The sequence below is a fragment of the Jeotgalicoccus meleagridis genome, from assembly GCF_903994045.1.
Classification (GTDB): Bacteria; Bacillota; Bacilli; order Staphylococcales; family Salinicoccaceae; genus Jeotgalicoccus; species Jeotgalicoccus meleagridis.
The window spans coordinates 101,038-119,521 of record NZ_CAJEWD010000007.1; the positions used below are offsets into that span (position 1 = coordinate 101,038).

An 18,484-nucleotide genomic window follows, 5' to 3' on the forward strand; every position below is an offset into this window, starting at 1 on the left:
GTGGAAAGATGCCAGAGTTACCAGAAGTAGAGTTAGTTAAAAGAGAGTTGACACCTGTTATAAATAGAAAAATTACAGGTGTTGAACTGTCATCTTATATATATAAGGGCCATCGTGAAGGTAAGAAAACCATCATCAAGGAACCAATCGATTCATTTATCCAAACTGTGACAGGTAAGACTATTTTACACCTTGGTCGCCGGGGTAAATATTTATATTTTATTTTAAGTGATGATTTTAAAACGACGCACATTATCAGTCATTTGGGCATGAGTGGTGCCTATTTTATAGTCAATGATCTTGATGATATCAAAGAAGATAATTTTAAAAAGCACCGTCAAGTCATTCTTAGTCTAGATAATGGGCAAAAACTGATTTATTCGGATATTAGACGATTCGGTGAAATGCACACCTATGATAGTCTACAAGATTTCCCGCCCTTTAAGCGGATGGCACCTGAATATACCGATCATTTAAGTCGAGAACATTTTATAAGAAGCTTACATTCAAAGAAATTCTCAGAAAAAATGATTAAGGCTGCCATTATGGATAGTGAAGTGATTCCTGGTGTCGGTAATATTTACGCTTCGGAAAGTCTTTATCTGTCACATATCTTACCCACAAAAAAGGTGAAGAATATTTCAGATAAACGTCTGTCTAACTTATTTGATAAGATTTGTGAGGTGTTTGAACTCTCCTTATCAAGAGGTGGCTCGACGATTTCTGACTACCGTTCTGTTACAGGCGGTAAAGGTGAAATGCAGCACAGCTTTAAAGTTTATCAACAAAAGCAATGTCCTTTAGGGCATGACTTAAAGACAAAAGTGATCAATACAAGAAATACATTTTACTGTACAACATGTCAGAGGTGACTAAATGAATAAGGTAATTGGTCTTACTGGTGGAATTGCGAGTGGTAAGACAACGGTAAGTAATTATTTAAAAGATCAGGGTTTTGTGGTCTTAGATGCCGATGAGTATTCAAGAAAGACAACAGCAAAAGATGGTCCTGCTATTCCTCAAATTGTAGAGGCATTCGGTCAAGATATTTTAGATGAAGATGGCAATTTAAATAGGGCGAAACTCGGTCAAATTATCTTTAATGATAAAAGTAAGCGACAGATACTCAATGAAATTGTGCACCCTTTAATCAGACAAATGATGAATGCTGATCAAGAAAAATATATAAAAGAAGGGCATGTTTTCTTAGACATTCCCTTACTCTTTGAAAATGGACTCGATAAAAATTGCGATTTGATTATTACAGTCTATGTGGATGAAAAAGTCCAAATGGAAAGACTACAAGCTAGAAACAATTTAAGTAGTGAAGAAGCGAAATCAAGAATAGATAGTCAGATGTCTCTTTTAGAAAAGAAAAATATGAGTGACATCGTCTTTGATAACAATGGTGATTTACCTTCCTTGTACAAACAAGTGGATAAATTTGCTAATGAATTAAAAAGTATGTGAAAACGCGTTCAAACGGACGAGTAAATGTGTTATACTATTTAAGAAAAATGAACTTTTAAAGGAGCTCTAGTCATGAAAAAAGTTGCAATTAATGGTTTAGGTAGAATTGGTAGGATGGTATTTAGAATCGTTCTTGATTCAGAGGAGTTAGATCTTGTTGCAATCAACGCAACTCACCCTGCTACAACAATCGCACACTTAATTAAGTATGATTCTACACATGGTACTTATGACAAAGATGTTCAAGTTGTTGGGGAAGACAAAATTTCTGTAGATGGTAAGGAAATTACGATTACTAGTGACAGAAACCCTGAAAACCTACCTTGGAAAGACTTAGGTATTGATATTGTTATTGAAGCGACCGGTGCATTTAACCACGGAGACAAAGCACAAGCTCATATAAATGCGGGCGCTAAAAAAGTCCTCTTAACCGGACCGTCTAAAGGTGGTAACGTTCAAACACTCGTACGCGGTGTGAACTGTGCAACTTTAGATACAACTTCTTATGATGTCTTTTCAAATGCATCATGTACTACGAACTGCTTAGCACCTGTTGCTAAAGTTCTAAATGACGAATTCGGTATAAAAAATGGTCTTGTAACAACAGTACACGCTTATACAAATGACCAACAAAATATTGACAATCCGCACAAAGACTTGCGTCGTGCGCGCTCTGCAGCAGAAAATATTATTCCAACATCTACTGGTGCTGCTAAGGCGACTGCTTTAGTTTTACCAGAACTTAAAGGAAAACTTGATGGTATGGCACTTCGTGTTCCAGTATCAAACGTTTCCTTAGTTGACTTAGTTGTTGACCTTGAAAAAGAAGTAACTAAAGAAGAAGTGAACGAAGTATTCAAGAAATACGAAGCGGACGCTATGAAAGGTATTCTAGGTGTCAGCGATCAGCCACTAGTATCTAGAGACTTTAACACTGATCCACGTAGCTCTATTGTCGACTCAGACTTGACTATGGTAATGGATGGTAACAAAGTTAAAGTACTTTCTTGGTACGATAATGAGTGGGGATACTCAGTAAGATGTGTAGAATTAGCAGAAATGATTGCTAAAAACATTTAACAAAGATGACAAAGGGAAATGGCAAAGGCCATTCCCTTTTTTGTTATACTTAAATAAAATATATTTCGGAGGTCAATATGAAACTAGTAAAAAAAGATGGTCAGAATTTTGAACTCAACATTCACGCTGAAACTGTAGACTTTAAAGGTGAAACATATGACATCATCATCCATGACGGTGATGTTGGACGTGCTGGACACATCGCTTCTAACAACTTCCTAGTTAAATATGATCATATCGATTTACTGATTGAACAGTTTAAAGGACGTAAAGGCAATGTCGATAAGTATCAAGGTTTTGAAGGCTTTATGCTAATCAGAAACGGCAAGAAGATGACCGTATTAACTGGTTGGTCATCGACAGAAGCTTTCCAAGCTTGGGTAGACTCAGAAGCTTTCCAAAACTCTCACGTGAAAAAAGAAGCGCGTGTTAAAGCTGAAGGTAGCGAGCATTTAGAAGAAATGCCAGTTCGAGAAAACTATACAGTAGAAGTTTAGAACAATCATCTCACTAGTTGGCACTAGTGAGATGATTGTTTTTACTTTCCAAGTAAGGTGTTGAGAGTGTTATAATGAGTTAAGTATTTTAACTATGAAGAGGTGAAGTCTAATGCGCTGTCCAAATTGCAGACATACTAGTTCAAAAGTTGTTGACTCAAGACATGCAGATGAAATGAATGCCATTCGCCGTCGCCGTGAATGTGATAACTGCGGTACGAGATTCACGACTTTTGAAAGGATGGAACTATCACCGTTAGTCGTCATTAAAAAAGATGGAACGAGAGAAGTCTTCGACAGAGCAAAAGTCTTAGATGGCTTGTTAAAAGCTTGTGAAAAAAGAGCGATTCCATATGAAGAAATTGAAAAACGGGCGGACAAAGTAGAAGCAAACTTAAGGAATTTAAATAAGGCTGAGATTACATCTAATGACATTGGCGAATCAGTTATGGAAGAATTGATCAGCTTAGATCAAGTGGCCTATGTCAGATTTGCTTCGGTCTATAGGGAATTTAAAGATGTCAATCAATTGATGGATATCGTCAAAAATCTCGAAAAGGGTAAGAATGAGCATGAAATTTAACCAGCGCTTAAAACCGAATACGGAGTTTATCGTCTATAAGACTTATCAGTTATCTTCTGATCATCGAACAATTTTAAGTGATCTTTATCTTCCACTTATTGGGACAGGTGCGTTTTCTCTATACTTTTACTTACATGAATCAACAAGAGATGATAATATATTAAAAATTCGCTTCCACAGAGAAGTGATTGATGAACTAAATACTACCTTAAGTGAATTAACCACTTATTTAGATAAGCTTGAAGGCATTGGGCTCATTCGTTCTTACATGTCAACAGAAGAACATGCAGACCGTTTTGTTTACCGTTTGTCTTCACCACTCAGTGCTGAGAAATTCTTTAAGGATCCTATGTTGTCCATGTATTTATTTAGTCAAATCGGTACGGTTAAATTTAACGATAAAAAAGAACGCTTAACATATCCTGACTTACCCGACAACCTTACTGAAGTGACTAAAAAGTTTACAGATGTTTATCATCAAACCAATGATCACAACTTCACTGTACCAAATGAACAGTTTAAAGATGAGAACACAAGTCGAGGACCAACCGTCGATTTAGACGACTTTGATTTTGAAGTCTTGTTTACGCATTTAAAAGGAACTCGAGTTGATAAAAAGTTCTTTACTAAAGAAGCGAGTAGACTCATTGTTCAACTTAGTGATTTATTTAGTTTGAATGCCTATGATTTAAAACAAATTCTCTTAGCTTCAACTAGTCCACAGTTTGGTATTGACTTAGAGACTTTGAAAAGAGAAGCGAGAAAATACTATCAAAAAGAAAGTGGTAAGAGTGTCCCAACATTTACTCAACAAGAAAAAAATGAGGAAATGGAAAATCTGTCTTATTTTGAAAGACTAGATAGGGTGAGTCCACTAGACCGCATTAATGACTTAAGACAGCATCAGGTGAGTGAAAACGACTTAAAAGTTGTGACTGAAGTCATTGTTAAAACAACTTTAGAAAATGGTGTCATTAATATCTTGCTTGAATATGCTCTGCAAATGAAAGACGGGGAATTACCACTCCGCTATGTCATGACCATTGCAGAAAACTGGCAGAAAGAAGGATTCAGAACTGCAGAGGAAGCCTATAAGTCTATTATGGACTTTCGTGATAGTCAGGCAGAGAGAAGAAAGAAAAAGTCTTATAACAAAGGAAATTCAGGTGAATCAGAGCCTGCTTGGTTAAAAGATAGAGCGAAGGATAAAATATCTGATAGAAAAATTCGTAAAAACCAAGGAACACTTAAGACAGCGAGAGAAGATGAAGCTTTAAGTGATATGATTAACAAATTTAGGGAAAATTAGGTGAGTCTATGGAACCGTTGAGCAGTTATATTAAAAACTCACAAAAAATACAAGAAAATAATGACCGCATTTATCATGAAATCGTCAATCACCCGAAGATGAAAGCATTTATGGCTGCACATGAAGGTGAGATTACCAGGTCTATGATTCAAAATGACTTAATGGTCTTAAAACATTATGTCAATCAAAAAGATGAATGTGAACCGGCAGGTGACGGTAAATGTCTTAGTCATCCGGATGGTTTTATTATTAAATTAGAAATTCGTCAAGGACGCTTCAATATGGTCTACAAAAAGTGTCCAATCAGAGAAAAATACGAGGACTTCTTAAAGCGTGAAAGTTTAATTCAAAGCTTCCATATACCGAGAGATGTTAGAGAAGCGACCTTCGATTCGATTTATATCAATGAAGGGCGTAGACAAGTCTTAGAAAATGCCATTACAAAAGCTTCCAAAATCGCACGTGGTGAAGACTACAGGGGACTCTATCTGTACGGTGAATTTGGCATAGGAAAATCCTATATACTCGGTTGTATAGCAAATGAGTTAAAGGAAAAGTCAATATCATCAATGATGATATATGTTCCTGAGATCTTAAGAGATTTAAAAGCAGGCTTTAACGACGGGACAACAAATGAGAGGTATGATGCGATTAGAAATGCTGAAGTTTTAATCCTGGATGATCTAGGTGCTGAGGATGTTACCGCTTGGAGCCGTGATGAAGTGATTACAAGTATTTTAAATTACCGCATGGTTGAACAGCTACCGACTTTTATCAGTTCAAACTTTGCCATCGATGACTTAGTGGGTCGCTATGCCTACACTAAAACGAACGGTAAAGAAGAGACCAAAGCGCTTAGAATGGTCGAAAGAATTCGTGCTTTATGTGAAGAAGTGGAATTAAAAGGCGATAACCTGCGCCGCTCATAGCTTGATTTTAAAGATTAAACGTGTATAATGAATGCTATATTTCATTAATAAATCCAATGGACAAGACAGTTTGTACCGTTTATTTTTAGAGAGTGCACATTAGCTGAAAGTGCATAATAAAGGCGGATTGTTACTACCAGAGAAGGATGGCTCTTTAATCGGAGTCCGGTTTGAACCGATATATTCTCACTGAGGCATGAGTTTATGCGAATCAGGGTGGTACCGCGTCAAAAACGCCCCTATATTTATAGGGGCGTTTTTTTCTTTTTATTTATAATCTAATTAAAGTATTGGAGGAAATAACCATGACAGAACAAATTCAAGTTAAATTTCCAGACGGTAATGTTAAAGCATTCGATTTTGGTGTCACTCCAGAAGAAATTGCTGCATCAATTTCTCCAGGTCTAAAAAAAGCAGCACTTGCAGCTAGAGTCGATGGTGAACTTTACGATTTAACACGTCCGCTTGAGAGTGATTCAGAAATTGCTCTAATTACAAATAAAGATGAAGAAGGCTTAGAGATTCTTCGTCACTCAACAGCTCACCTGATGGCACAGGCTTTAAAACGTCTATATGGTGAAGTACACTTTGGTGTCGGTCCAGTCATTGAGGAAGGTTTCTATTACGATTTTGATATGGAAGAAAACATCTCATCTGAAGATTTCCCTAAAATCGAAAAAGAAATGAAGCGTATTGTGGATGAAAACATTCCAATCGAACGTCGTGTTTTAAGTCGAGATGAAGCAAAAACTTTCTTTGAAAATGATCCATATAAACAAGAATTGATCGATGCCATTCCAGAAGATGAACTCGTGACAGTCTATAGCCAAGGTGAATTTACTGACCTTTGCCGCGGAGTCCACGTACCGAGAACATCTAAAATTAAAGTGTTTAAACTTTTATCAACAGCGGGTGCTTACTGGCGCGGAGATTCAAACAACAAGATGTTACAACGTATTTACGGTACAGCCTTCTTTGATAAAAAAGATCTTGCTGCTTACATGGAATTATTAGAAGAACGTCGTGAAAGAGACCATCGTAAGATCGGCAAAGATATGAAACTCTTTGAAAACAATCAACTTATCGGTGCTGGCTTACCATTATGGTTACCAAATGGTGCAACAATTCGCCGTGAGATTGAGCGCTATATCGTCGATAAAGAAGTTTCACTTGGTTACAACCATGTGTATACACCAATCATGGCAAACTCTGATTTATACAAGACAAGTGGCCACTGGGATCACTATCAAGACGATATCTTCCCACCAATGAAAGTCGGTAATGAAGAACTTGTACTACGTCCGATGAACTGTCCACACCACATGATGATCTATAAAAATGAACGTCACTCTTACCGTGAACTACCGATTAGAATTGCTGAACTTGGTATGATGCACCGCTATGAAGCTTCAGGTGCTGTTTCAGGTTTACAACGCGTTCGAGGTATGGTTCTAAATGATGCCCACGTCTTTGTTCGTCCAGACCAAATCAAAGACGAATTCATCAGAGTAGTGGAATTAATCCAAGAAGTTTATAAGGACTTTGGAATCAACGATTATAAATTTAGACTTAGCTACCGTGATCCAGAAGATAAAGAAAAATATTTCGATGATGATGACATGTGGCAACGTGCTGAGAGTATGTTAAAAGAAGCGGTTGATGAAATGGGACTGTCTTATGTAGAAGAAGAAGGAGAAGCTGCTTTCTATGGCCCTAAACTTGATATTCAAGTAAAAACAGCTCTAGGGAAAGAAGAAACTTTATCAACAGTACAGCTAGACTTCCTTTTACCTGAGCGCTTTGACTTAACTTATATTGGACAAGACGGTGAAGAACACAGACCAGTCGTGATCCACCGTGGTGTCGTGTCAACTATGGAAAGATTTGTTGCCTTCTTAACTGAAGAGTACAAAGGTAACTTCCCACTATGGTTAGCACCGCACCAAGTAGAGATTATTCCAGTTAATGTCGATCTTCACTACGACTATGCTCGTGAAATTTACGATGAGATGAAGAGTCAAGGTATCCGCGTTCACATCGATGACCGTAATGAGAAGATGGGTTATAAGATTAGAGACGCTCAAATGAAGAAAATTAAATACCAAGTCGTAGTCGGCGATAAAGAAAAAGAAGAATCACAAGTTAACGTACGTAAGTACGGTGAAGAAAAACAAGAAACATTTGATAAAGAAGAGTTCCTTTATCAATTAATAGATGAGATCAGATTGAAAAAATAAGTTTGACAATACTGTAGAACTGCTGTATAGTATTAAGAGTTGAAAGAAACGAACAAGTTGGAGCTCCCGCTTCACACCCGCCAGCTAAAGCGACCGGGTAAATTGGGAATGGAGTACAGTAACTACTGTGCTCTCACTTCTGAAGGCGGGTGCGTAAGCATTCGCCTTTTTTGTTCGTTAATATTTATGGAGGTGCTACACATAGCTAAAGATCAGACTTTGATCAATAATCGTATTCGCGCAAAAGAGGTTCGTTTAATCGGAGCAGACGGTTCACAGCATGGAATTAAGCCAACAAGGGAAGCAATCGAATTAGCAGAAAATGTTAACTTAGATTTAGTACTTGTTGCACCAAATGCTAAACCGCCAGTTGCACGTATTATGGATTACGGTAAGTATAAATATGAGCAACAGAAGAAAGAAAAAGAAGCTCGTAAAAAACAAAAGGTGATTAACCTTAAAGAAATTCGTTTGTCACCAACAATCGAAGAGCATGACTTTAATACAAAATTAGGACATGCTAAAAAATTCCTTAGTAAAGATGATAAGGTAAAAGTTTCAATTCGTTTCAAAGGCCGTGCAATTACGCACAAAGACATTGGTCGTAAAGTTCTAGAACGCTTCTCAGAAGCGCTTAAAGAAGACGGTCAAATTGAACAGCGTCCAAAAATGGAAGGTCGTTCAATGTTCCTAGTCGTTGCACCATTTCAAGACAAAAAATAATTAATTTCGGAGGATATTATCATGCCAAAAATGAAGACACATAAAGGCTATGCTAAACGCATTAAGAAAACTGCTAACGGTAAATTCAAACGTTCACAAGCATTCACTAGTCACTTATTTGCTAACAAATCTACGAAACAAAAACGTCACTTAAGAAAATCTGCATTAGTTGCTAAATCAGATGCAAGAAGACTTAAACACTTATTAGCTAAAGCGGCTAAATAATAATAAAAGGAGGAGTTAGAAATGGCTCGCGTAAAAAATGGATTAACATCACGTAAAAGACGTAAAAAAGTATTAAAACAAGCAAAAGGTTATTTTGGTGCTAAAAGCACTTTATATAGAACAGCTAAACAAGCTGTGACAAAATCAGGTCAGTATGCTTACCGTGACCGTAAGCAAAAGAAAAATGAATTCCGTAAATTATGGATTTCACGTATCAACGCTGCAGCACGTATGCACGATATTAGCTATAGCCGTCTAATGAATGGTCTTAAAATTGCTGGTATCGATATCAACAGAAAAATGCTTTCTGAAATTGCAATCTCAGACGAAAAAGCATTCGCTGAAATTGTAGATCAAGCTAAAAAAGCTTTAAACTAATATAAATAAGAGGCAAGGATAAGAATCCTGAGCCTTTTACATAAAGTAGCTTAGAAATCTTCTTAGATGAGATTTCTAAGCTACTTTTTTTTGTTTTATGTGGGAGTTGTTGCGTAGGCATGGGTGTTTAGATGGAGTGATTTGATTGTGATTGGTGATAAGTCGAGTTGAATTTTGATTTTTATCACTGAAATGGGTGGTGGCGGTGATAAGTTAGGTTTATTATGGGGACTTATCACTAAAAGAGATGAAAATGGTGATAAGTCATGTTTAATTCAGTCATTTATCAGCAAAAGAGGTGGAAATGATGATAAGTCATGTTTAATTCAGGTACTTATCACCGAAAGTATCGTCCATGATGTAATAGAATCTGAAGGTTAGTATACATAGTTGTATAATTGATACGTTCAATAGACTTTTCATCTTATTTTGTCTATTTATCACCACTTTTGTCATGACTTATAGACTTTTTAGCGCTTTTTGTCTATTCGCCATCACTTTTGCCATGACTTATAGACTTTTTAGCACTTTTTGTCTATTCGACATCATTTTTGTCATGACTTATAGACTTTTCAGCGCTTTTTGTCTATTCGCCACCACTTTTGTCATGACTTATAGACTTTTCAGCACTTTTTGTCTATTCGCCACCACTTTTGCCATGGCTTATAGACTTTTTAGCACTTTTTGTCTATACGACATCACTTTTGCCATGACTTATAGACTTTTCAGCGCTTTTTATCTATTCTACAGTATTCCTAACATACCCAATAGAATTTTCAACTCCCACCTCCCCACCCTCAACTCTCAAATGAGATTGACAAGCATTTATCCACTTTAATATCCTTAGTATATGAAAAGAGGGGATAAGCATGATTGCGAATAGTCAAATTCTTATGATGGCAATTACAGGAATCATATCGTTGTTGCTGCCATTTATATTTATAGTCATTTTAAAAAGAAAGTATAAAATTTATTGGCTACCGATGCTAGTGGGAGCAGCTATTTTTCTTGTCTTTGCCTTAATTTTAGAGCAAATTTTACATATGATAGTCCTAAAACCTTCGGTAGACGGTCAAATCGAACTGCTTAATCAATCTCCGTGGTTATATGTGCTCTACGGGGTTTTAGCAGCTGGAATTTTTGAAGAAACGGGACGCTTACTTGCTTTTTATAGCATGAAAAGAAAATACAAAGATGTCGGTACTGCCGTCTCATACGGGATTGGACATGGTGGTTTTGAGGCTATCGTCGTCGTTGGACTTGGCATGGTAAATGCCATAATCTTATCTTTCATGATAAACTCCTCTTCACCGGTCTTAAATGATTTACCGATTGACATGGATCAATTAGTAAGTGATCAAGCTTGGTATATGTACTTACTAGCGATATTTGAAAGAATTATTGCCATGACCTTACACATCGCCTTATCTGTACTCGTTTTTTATGCGGTCATGAAAAAAGGAAAGATTTACTACTACTTTTTAGCAATTATTCTTCATGCTTTAGCAAATACGAGTGCTGCAATGATGCAAGCTGGCCTTTTAGACAACATATCTCTGATGTACGCATCACTAATTATAATGACGCTCGTCACAGTTTTCCTTAGTCGTATGGTAAGTTTAAATCAAGAAAATATTATTTAAAATTAGTCAGCTCAAGGCCATATGGCTCTTGGAGCTGACTATCTTTTTATCAACAGACCTTATCACATCAATAATGTAAGCGATAACAAAATTTTCGAAAATCTATGGACAGGTCAGCCGAAATAGAATATATTTGAATGGTAATTAAATATATAGAGGGTTAAAACAAAGGGGAGCTAAATTATGGAGACAATCGTATCGTTTTTAAACGATATAGTTTGGAGCTGGCCACTGCCAGTTCTACTTGTTATCTCTGGTTTGTATTTCTCGATTAGGATGAAATTTTTCCAAGTGAGATACATCAAAGATATGGTCCGTTTAATGCTTAAAGGGGAAAAATCAGATGAAGGGATTTCCAGTTTCCAGGCGATTGCAGTGTCCTTAGCCGGGCGTGTCGGAACAGGGAATATCGTCGGTGTATCAACGGCCATCTTTATCGGTGGACCGGGTGCAGTATTTTGGATGTGGCTGATTGCATTCTTAGGTGCGGGTTCTGCTTTTGCAGAGTCAACTTTAGCACAGGTGTATAAGCAAAGAGAGGATAACCAGTACCGTGGGGGTCCAGCTTACTACCTAGAAAAGGGGTTAGGTGGTAAATTTGGTAAGTTCTACGGAATGTTGTTTGCGGTTGTTACTGTAATCTCTTGTGGTCTGTTATTACCGGGGATTCAAGCGAACTCAATTGCTGGTTCAGCAACCAATGCTTTTCCGATTGATCACTGGATGGTCGGTGTTTTTGTAGCGGTCATCTTAGCCTTAGTTATTTTTGGTGGAATTAAATCAATCGCCAATGTTGCAACTATTTTAGTGCCTTTCATGGCAATTATCTACATTCTTGTTGCAGTGATTATCGTTATTATTAATATTCAAGATGTTCCAGCTTTACTTGCCTTAATCTTTAAGAGTGCATTTGGGCTCGAGCAACAATTTGCAGGTGTACTTGGTGCGATGATCATGATTGGTATTAAACGTGGTCTGTATTCAAACGAAGCAGGTCAAGGGACAGGTGCACACGCAGCTGGGGCTGCTGAGGTGTCTCACCCAGCTAAACAAGGTTTAGTACAATCATTCTCAGTCTACATTGATACATTATTTGTTTGTACAGCGACTGCTTTAATGATCTTAATGACAGGTATGTACAACGTCTCAGATGGTAATGATGGTTTAATTATAGATAACGGTGTCTATGAAGAAGCAGCGGATGGTACAAAAGATGTCAGTGGAACAGTTGTTTACACACAAGCAAGTATTGACCATGCCTTCTCAGGTATGGAATCCTTCCAAGAAGGCTTTGTAGGATTTGGGACTTACTTTATTGCATTTGCCTTATTGTTCTTCTGTTACACCACAATCTTAGCCTATTACTATATCGCAGAGACCAACATCATTTATATTACTAAAGGTAAGATGACTTGGTTAAAACCAGTCCTCGGTGTAGTCCTAATCGCATCTGCCTTCTACGGTACAGTATCTACTGCTGAAACCGCTTGGATGATGGGGGATGTCGGGGTCGGAATGATGGCCTGGATCAACGTTATCGGTTTACTGATTTTACAGGGTACTGTAATCAAGGTCTTTAATGACTATGAAAGACAGTACAAGCTTAAGAAACAAGGTAAACTTGACGGAGAAATCGTCTACGTTCCAGGTGACAATGATTACAAGGTAGAAACCTTCTGGCACCGTGAAGCTGTTGCCGAAGAAATTAAGGAAGAATACGGATATCCGGATAGTAAATAAATTTAAAGAAAGGGCACTCAGTTGATAATGGAGTGCCCTTTACATTTGTACACGTCAATAATTCGGTATGTTAAAATAGAAATAAGAAAAAATCAAAGGAGTCTTATTATGGATAAACAACTTGAAATGCTTAAAGACTTAACAGATGTTAATGGGATTGCAGGCTTTGAAGCTGATGTAAAACAAAAAGTGAAGACTTATCTCGAACCTATCAGTGATGAAATTATTGAGGATAATTTAGGTGGTGTCTTTGGGAAGAAAACTGCCAAATCAGGTTCTAAAACTATTTTAGTTGGTGGCCATTTAGACGAAATTGGCTTTATGGTGACTGAAATCGATAAGGATGGTTTCCTTAAGTTCTCTCCAGTCGGTGGCTGGTGGAATCAAGTCATGCTATCACAAAGAATGAGCGTGACAACAGCTAAAGGTGATGTCATAACAGGGGTCATTGGTTCAAAACCACCTCACGTTTTAGAAGCAGCTGAAAGAAAGAAACCAGTTGATATTAAAGATATGTTCATAGATATCGGTGTCGCTTCAAAAGAAGAAGCTGAGGACGCGGGTGTTGAACTCGGTTCTATGGTGACACCTTACACTGAATTTACAGTGATGCAAAACAAGGATTACCTTTTAGCTAAAGCTTGGGACAACCGCTTTGGGACAGCTCTATCAATAGATTTATTAAAAGACTTAAAAGATCAAGATCTAAATATTAATTTAGTGTCCGGTGCATCCGTCCAAGAAGAAGTTGGCTTACGCGGTGCAAAAGTTGCTGCTAATAAAGTTAAACCGGATCTCGCAATCGCAGTAGACGTTGGTCTTGCCATGGATACACCAGGCATGCAGTCGTCAAACGGTAGCGGTAAACTCGGAGATGGACCACTCTTACTGTTATTAGACGGCTCTAATATCGGACATGTACCATTTAGAAGACACATTCAAAAGCTTGCTAAAGAAAAGAATATTCCAGTACAACTACAAGCCATTCCTGGTGGGGGTACAGACGCAGGTAGTTTCCATGTTTCTAACGACGGAGTACCATCAGTTGCGATCGGTGTTCCATTACGCTACATGCACTCAAACGTCTCTATCATGCATAGAGAAGACTATAAGAATGCAGTTAAACTTGTCTCAGAAATTGTTAAATCATTAGACGATAATAAGGTGGAAGAAATCATTTGGTAAAGTCTGTCATCTCTTCAAAAGATAATAAAAAAATAAAAGACTATCGTAAATTGAATACGACTAAAGGTCGTAAAAAATCAGGACTATTTTTAATAGAAGGCGAACACCTTGTTGAAGAAGCAATCAAACACGGTGTCAATTTTGAAGAAATCATCATCAGTGAAGGTTTTGATCATGATTTAGAGCTCTCAAATAAAGCGCTTATGTATGTCACTGAAGAAGTCATGAAATCTTTATCAAGCCTTGAAACACCGCCTGGTATTATCGCCATTGTTAAAAATGTAAAAGAAAGAAAGTTATCTTATAACCGTGTGCTCTTACTAGAAAATATCCAGGATCCAGGTAACCTTGGAACTTTAATAAGAACGGCAGACGCCTTTGGTTTTAAGACTATTATTGTGTCACCAGATACAGTCGATCCTTATAATCCTAAAGTGTTAAGAGCTGCACAGGGGAGTCATTTCCACTTAAACATCTTAACGCGTCAAGTATCTGAAGCGGTCATGGCCTTCAAAGGCCTTAAGATTGGGACCTCTTTAGACGATGCGGTTTATATCGATAGCTTTAACAAGCCAGATGATGATATCATGCTCGTCTTAGGTAATGAAGGTAGTGGCTTAAGAGAAGATACTTTAAATATGATGGATATCAATGCTAAAATTGATATGGTCGGAGATAGTGAAAGCTTAAATGTCGCAATCGCTGGTGCGATCTTAATGCATCACTTTAAATCTTGATTTTAAAGAAGAATCGGATATAATAAGCATATCAAGCTAATAAATTTACTTCGCTAGAAGTCAGGAATAAATGATTAGAAGACCGTTTTAGAGAACATTAATCATCGCTGAAAGTTAATGTACGGTTGAATCAGTGTTCACCTGGTTGATGAAGTATCGGGTAGACATCACCATATAGATGTATTAAGAGTCTGCTCATGCAGAAAATTAGGTGGTACCACGGAACTCCGTCCTTTTATATAAGGACGGAGTTTTTATTTTTTATAAAGGAGAGAGTATGATGACTGTAGAAATGACTACAATCTATGATGAGTTTAAAGAAAAATTATCAAACATCACATCGAGACAAGCCTTAGCAGATTTAAAAGTCCAATACCTAGGTAAAAAAGGGCAAGTGACTGGTCTTATGAAAGAGATGAAAAATCTCTCAAATGAAGAAAAACCTGCTTATGGACAAAAAGTAAATGAATTAAGACAAAATATTACAAGTGATATTGACAGAATAGATGAAGAGCTTCATAAAGAAGAACTAGATAAAATACTCAGCGAAGAAACCATCGACGTCACTTTACCAGGACGTGCTAAAGAAATTGGAGGGCCACACCCGATTACCCGCATTATCGATGACATTGAAGATTTCTTTATCGGCCTAGGCTATGAAATTAAAGAAGGTTTTGAAGTTGAACAAGATTACTATAACTTTGAAGCTTTAAATTTACCGAAATCACATCCTGCACGCGATATGCAAGATACCTTCTATATTTCAGAAGAGATTCTCTTACGTACTCACACCTCTCCAGTACAAGCACGTACTCTAGAAGAGAAAAAAGGTGTCGGTCCAGTCAAAATTATTTGCCCAGGTAAAGTTTACCGCCGTGATAGTGATGATGCCACACACTCTCACCAATTCACTCAAATTGAAGGGCTCGTTGTCGATAAAAACATTCATTTATCAGACTTAAAAGGAACGCTTGAATTGTTCGCTAAAAAGATGTTTGGTAACGAGCGTCAAGTTCGTCTTCGCCCAAGTTATTTCCCTTTCACTGAACCGAGTGTAGAAGTCGATATCTCTTGCTTTAAATGTAAAGGAGCAGGTTGTAACGTCTGTAAACAATCTGGTTGGATAGAAATACTAGGTGCGGGCATGGTGCATCCTAACGTTTTAGAAATGGCTGGCTTTGATTCTACAGAGTACTCAGGCTTTGCCTTTGGTATGGGACCAGACCGTGTCGCTATGCTGAAATACGGCATTGAAGATATTAGACACCTCTATACGAATGACTTAAGATTTATTGATCAATTTATTCCGACAGAAGATGGAGGATTAGAAGATGAAAGTATCTAGAGAATGGTTAGAAAGCTTTATTGATATCGATGTGTCGACTGATGAATTGAGCGAAACAATTACACGTGGTGGCATCGAGGTTGATGCGATAGAAGACTATACAAAAGACATTAAAAAACTCGTTGTCGGCTACGTTAAATCAGTAGAACCTCACCCTGAAGCGGATCGTTTAAATATTTGTCAGGTGGATCTTGGTGAAGAAACCGTTCAAATTGTGTGCGGGGCACCGAACGTTAAAGCGGATTCCTATGTCATTGTTGTTAGAGTCGGCGGACGCTTACCAGGTGGCGTGAAAATTAAAAGAGCCAAACTTAGAGGGCAATTATCTGAAGGTATGATATGTTCTCTACAAGAAATTGGCATTAAAGAAGACTTTGTACCGGAAGCTTATAAAGAAGGAATATTCATCTTTGACAGCGAACAAACAGCGGGGGAAGATGCGCTAAGTGCACTTTACTTAAATGACCAAGTATTAGAATTTGATTTAACACCTAATAGAAAAGATGCCTTATCTATGTTAGGTGTTGCTTATGAAACTTCAGCCTTATTTGGCGGTATGATTCGTAAACCTAAAATTGAATATACTGAAAGTGATGAGCGCGCAGAAACATCAATAGAAAATCTCAATCTTGATGCGGTGCCATTTTATAGTGCTAGAGAAGTTAAAAATGTAGTGATAAAACCATCTCCACTGTGGATGCAAGTGAGATTAATCAAAGCGGGTATTCGTCCGATCAATAACGTTGTTGATATTTCGAACTATGTTCTCTTAGAATATGGTCAACCACTCCACATGTTCGATAAAGATGCGATAGGTTCAGATAAAATCGTGACACGTTTTGCTGAAGAGGGAGAAACATTTACCACTTTAGATGGCAATGAAAGAACACTAAAAGCTGAAGATGTTGTTATTACTAATGGCCAAGAGCCAATTGCCTTAGCAGGGGTCATGGGTGGCTTGAATTCTGAAGTCACTGATAAAACAAAAAATGTTGTGATTGAATCTGCATATTTTGACCCAATCAAAATAAGAAAAACGAGTCACCGTCTCAACTTAAGAAGTGAAGCTTCACAAAGATTTGAAAAAGGTGTATCTCATGAATTTATTTTACCAGCCTTAAACCGTGCGGCTTACCTCTTAGAACAATATGCAGAAGGTACTGTACAAGCTGGCATTCAAAGTGATGGACAACTAGATTTAGAACCTAAAAAGATTACGACGTCCACTGACTTTTTAAACAATCGTCTTGGTACCGAGCTTTCTGATGATGAAGTTTTAGACACACTCGGTCGTCTAGGTTTACTTGCAGAAATTGAAGCAGGGCAACTCGAAGTGAGTATACCGTCTCGTCGTGATGACCTTGTTATTCCTGAAGATATATCAGAAGAAGTTGCTAGAATTTATGGCTATGATAATATTCCATCAAGCTTACCTAAATATTCTAAGATTACTGCAGGTAAATTGACTGATGAACAAGCTAAGTTACGTGTGATAAAACACCAGCTCAATGCTCACGGTTTATCAGAGGCAATCAACTATGCCTTAACAAGTGACAAGAGAATTGGTGAATTTTCAGAGCTTAAAGACTCTCTCAACTTACTGATGCCAATGAGTGAAGACCGTGCAGCTCTTAGAACATCACTTCTTCCTCACTTAGTTGATAATGCGACTTATAATTTAAACAGACAGTTAAAACATGCGAGTTTATTTGAAGTCGGCAAGATATTTAAGACTAATGGCCAAGATCAATTGCCAGAAGAAATCTTAATGCTAGCAGGAATCATGTCAGGTCGACAAAATGAAACAGCTTGGACAAAAGATGGTCAAGATCCAGACTTCTTTACCTTAAAAGGTGTCGTCGAGTCCTTATTTATAAAACTGAACTTGAACGACAGAATTAGCTATGTTAAAAGCCAACGCTTTGAAGAACTACATCCAGGTCGTACTGCTGATATTTATCTTGATGATAAAGTTATCGGGGTAATTGGAGAACTTCATCCTTTATATAGAGAGGCACATGACCTCAAGCAAACGGTTGTTTTTGAGTTAAACTTAGAAGAAGTTTTAGCTGAAAAAACAGGTAATATTGTTTATGAGTTCCTAAGTAAATATCCGTCAATTTCTCGTGATGTTGCTCTAGAAGTTGACAACACAGTCTTAGTTAAGGATATTGAAGACTTGATAACAGATGCAGCACCGAACTATTTACAAGCTGTTTATCCATTTGATGTTTACGAAGGTGAACACATCGAAGAAGGTAAAAAATCAGTTGCCTTACGTCTCACTTATTTAAATAAAGAGGATACGCTAACTGATAAAGATGTTGAGAGCGTTCATCAAAAAGTACTCGATGCGCTTGTGAATAAAGGTTATATAGTAAGATAAAGATAAGCGTGCACTTG

18 protein-coding genes are annotated in these 18,484 nt (G+C 37.4%); all 18 read left to right on the forward strand.

Annotation, left to right across the window (positions count from 1 at the left end):
• Positions 1–8: 8 nt before the first annotated feature.
• Positions 9–872, forward strand: a complete 864-nt coding sequence (gene mutM, locus JEOSCH030_RS05295) for a bifunctional DNA-formamidopyrimidine glycosylase/DNA-(apurinic or apyrimidinic site) lyase (protein ID WP_185125591.1) — start codon at positions 9–11, stop codon at positions 870–872.
• Positions 873–876: 4 nt separating this feature from the next.
• Positions 877–1,470 carry a dephospho-CoA kinase gene (coaE, locus tag JEOSCH030_RS05300; protein WP_185125592.1) on the forward strand — a complete coding sequence of 198 codons (594 nt, stop codon included), beginning with the start codon at positions 877–879 and terminating at the stop codon, positions 1,468–1,470.
• Positions 1,471–1,542: 72 nt separating this feature from the next.
• Positions 1,543–2,550 (forward strand): type I glyceraldehyde-3-phosphate dehydrogenase, encoded by a 1,008-nt coding sequence (gene gap, locus JEOSCH030_RS05305; RefSeq protein ID WP_185125593.1) that lies wholly within the window; start codon positions 1,543–1,545, stop codon positions 2,548–2,550.
• Between the two features lie 77 nt (positions 2,551–2,627).
• Positions 2,628–3,047, forward strand: a complete 420-nt coding sequence (locus JEOSCH030_RS05310) for an antibiotic biosynthesis monooxygenase family protein (RefSeq protein WP_185125594.1) — start codon at positions 2,628–2,630, stop codon at positions 3,045–3,047.
• 112 nt (positions 3,048–3,159) lie between these two features.
• A complete protein-coding gene (nrdR, locus tag JEOSCH030_RS05315; RefSeq protein WP_185125595.1) occupies positions 3,160–3,630 on the forward strand; it encodes a transcriptional regulator NrdR in 471 nt (156 codons plus the stop codon).
• Positions 3,614–4,939 carry a replication initiation and membrane attachment family protein gene (locus JEOSCH030_RS05320; RefSeq protein WP_235962226.1) on the forward strand — a complete coding sequence of 442 codons (1,326 nt, stop codon included), beginning with the start codon at positions 3,614–3,616 and terminating at the stop codon, positions 4,937–4,939. Before nrdR ends, JEOSCH030_RS05320 begins: the two co-directional genes overlap by 17 nt.
• 8 nt (positions 4,940–4,947) lie before the next feature.
• Entirely contained in the window at positions 4,948–5,868 is a 921-nt protein-coding gene (gene dnaI, locus JEOSCH030_RS05325; RefSeq protein ID WP_185125596.1) for a primosomal protein DnaI, read from the forward strand.
• 305 nt (positions 5,869–6,173) lie between these two features.
• The gene (thrS, locus tag JEOSCH030_RS05330; protein ID WP_185125597.1) at positions 6,174–8,105 is read left to right on the forward strand and encodes a threonine--tRNA ligase; all 1,932 of its coding nucleotides are present in this window, start codon (positions 6,174–6,176) and stop codon (positions 8,103–8,105) included.
• A gap of 192 nt (positions 8,106–8,297) precedes the next feature.
• Positions 8,298–8,828: a translation initiation factor IF-3 gene (gene infC, locus JEOSCH030_RS05335; protein WP_185125650.1), complete on the forward strand. Its 531-nt coding sequence runs from the start codon at positions 8,298–8,300 to the stop codon at positions 8,826–8,828.
• 21 nt (positions 8,829–8,849) lie between these two features.
• Complete coding sequence (rpmI, locus tag JEOSCH030_RS05340; protein ID WP_185125598.1) at positions 8,850–9,053, forward strand: 50S ribosomal protein L35; 204 nt, start codon at positions 8,850–8,852, stop codon at positions 9,051–9,053.
• A 21-nt stretch (positions 9,054–9,074) separates the two neighbouring features.
• Positions 9,075–9,431 (forward strand): 50S ribosomal protein L20, encoded by a 357-nt coding sequence (rplT, locus tag JEOSCH030_RS05345; RefSeq protein WP_185125599.1) that lies wholly within the window; start codon positions 9,075–9,077, stop codon positions 9,429–9,431.
• A 192-nt stretch (positions 9,432–9,623) separates the two neighbouring features.
• A complete protein-coding gene (locus tag JEOSCH030_RS05350; RefSeq protein WP_185125600.1) occupies positions 9,624–9,812 on the forward strand; it encodes a hypothetical protein in 189 nt (62 codons plus the stop codon).
• A gap of 488 nt (positions 9,813–10,300) precedes the next feature.
• Positions 10,301–11,074 carry a YhfC family intramembrane metalloprotease gene (locus JEOSCH030_RS05355; RefSeq protein ID WP_185125601.1) on the forward strand — a complete coding sequence of 258 codons (774 nt, stop codon included), beginning with the start codon at positions 10,301–10,303 and terminating at the stop codon, positions 11,072–11,074.
• Between the two features lie 180 nt (positions 11,075–11,254).
• Positions 11,255–12,814 (forward strand): alanine/glycine:cation symporter family protein, encoded by a 1,560-nt coding sequence (locus JEOSCH030_RS05360; protein WP_185125651.1) that lies wholly within the window; start codon positions 11,255–11,257, stop codon positions 12,812–12,814.
• Positions 12,815–12,922: 108 nt separating this feature from the next.
• Positions 12,923–13,999 carry a M42 family metallopeptidase gene (locus JEOSCH030_RS05365; RefSeq protein ID WP_185125602.1) on the forward strand — a complete coding sequence of 359 codons (1,077 nt, stop codon included), beginning with the start codon at positions 12,923–12,925 and terminating at the stop codon, positions 13,997–13,999.
• On the forward strand, positions 13,993–14,736 hold the full coding sequence (locus JEOSCH030_RS05370; RefSeq protein ID WP_185125603.1) for a TrmH family RNA methyltransferase: 744 nt from the start codon (positions 13,993–13,995) through the stop codon (positions 14,734–14,736). Before JEOSCH030_RS05365 ends, JEOSCH030_RS05370 begins: the two co-directional genes overlap by 7 nt.
• A 292-nt stretch (positions 14,737–15,028) precedes the next feature.
• On the forward strand, positions 15,029–16,081 hold the full coding sequence (gene pheS, locus JEOSCH030_RS05375; RefSeq protein WP_235962230.1) for a phenylalanine--tRNA ligase subunit alpha: 1,053 nt from the start codon (positions 15,029–15,031) through the stop codon (positions 16,079–16,081).
• Positions 16,068–18,467, forward strand: coding sequence for a phenylalanine--tRNA ligase subunit beta (gene pheT, locus JEOSCH030_RS05380; RefSeq protein WP_185125605.1), 2,400 nt, complete (start codon positions 16,068–16,070; stop codon positions 18,465–18,467). The genes pheS and pheT overlap by 14 nt, the downstream gene beginning before the upstream one ends.
• Positions 18,468–18,484: the final 17 nt, after the last annotated feature.

Bases quoted from the DNA above. Each gene is read 5' to 3' on its own strand.
- mutM (WP_185125591.1), top strand. From the start codon at position 9: ATGCCAGAGTTACCAGAAGTAGAGTTAGTTAAAAGAGAGTTGACACCT.
- coaE (WP_185125592.1), top strand. From the start codon at position 877: ATGAATAAGGTAATTGGTCTTACTGGTGGAATTGCGAGTGGTAAGACA.
- gap (WP_185125593.1), top strand. From the start codon at position 1,543: ATGAAAAAAGTTGCAATTAATGGTTTAGGTAGAATTGGTAGGATGGTA.
- JEOSCH030_RS05310 (WP_185125594.1), top strand. From the start codon at position 2,628: ATGAAACTAGTAAAAAAAGATGGTCAGAATTTTGAACTCAACATTCAC.
- nrdR (WP_185125595.1), top strand. From the start codon at position 3,160: ATGCGCTGTCCAAATTGCAGACATACTAGTTCAAAAGTTGTTGACTCA.
- JEOSCH030_RS05320 (WP_235962226.1), top strand. From the start codon at position 3,614: ATGAGCATGAAATTTAACCAGCGCTTAAAACCGAATACGGAGTTTATC.
- dnaI (WP_185125596.1), top strand. From the start codon at position 4,948: ATGGAACCGTTGAGCAGTTATATTAAAAACTCACAAAAAATACAAGAA.
- thrS (WP_185125597.1), top strand. From the start codon at position 6,174: ATGACAGAACAAATTCAAGTTAAATTTCCAGACGGTAATGTTAAAGCA.
- rpmI (WP_185125598.1), top strand. From the start codon at position 8,850: ATGCCAAAAATGAAGACACATAAAGGCTATGCTAAACGCATTAAGAAA.
- rplT (WP_185125599.1), top strand. From the start codon at position 9,075: ATGGCTCGCGTAAAAAATGGATTAACATCACGTAAAAGACGTAAAAAA.
- JEOSCH030_RS05350 (WP_185125600.1), top strand. From the start codon at position 9,624: ATGGGTGGTGGCGGTGATAAGTTAGGTTTATTATGGGGACTTATCACT.
- JEOSCH030_RS05355 (WP_185125601.1), top strand. From the start codon at position 10,301: ATGATTGCGAATAGTCAAATTCTTATGATGGCAATTACAGGAATCATA.
- JEOSCH030_RS05365 (WP_185125602.1), top strand. From the start codon at position 12,923: ATGGATAAACAACTTGAAATGCTTAAAGACTTAACAGATGTTAATGGG.
- pheS (WP_235962230.1), top strand. From the start codon at position 15,029: ATGACTACAATCTATGATGAGTTTAAAGAAAAATTATCAAACATCACA.
- pheT (WP_185125605.1), top strand. From the start codon at position 16,068: ATGAAAGTATCTAGAGAATGGTTAGAAAGCTTTATTGATATCGATGTG.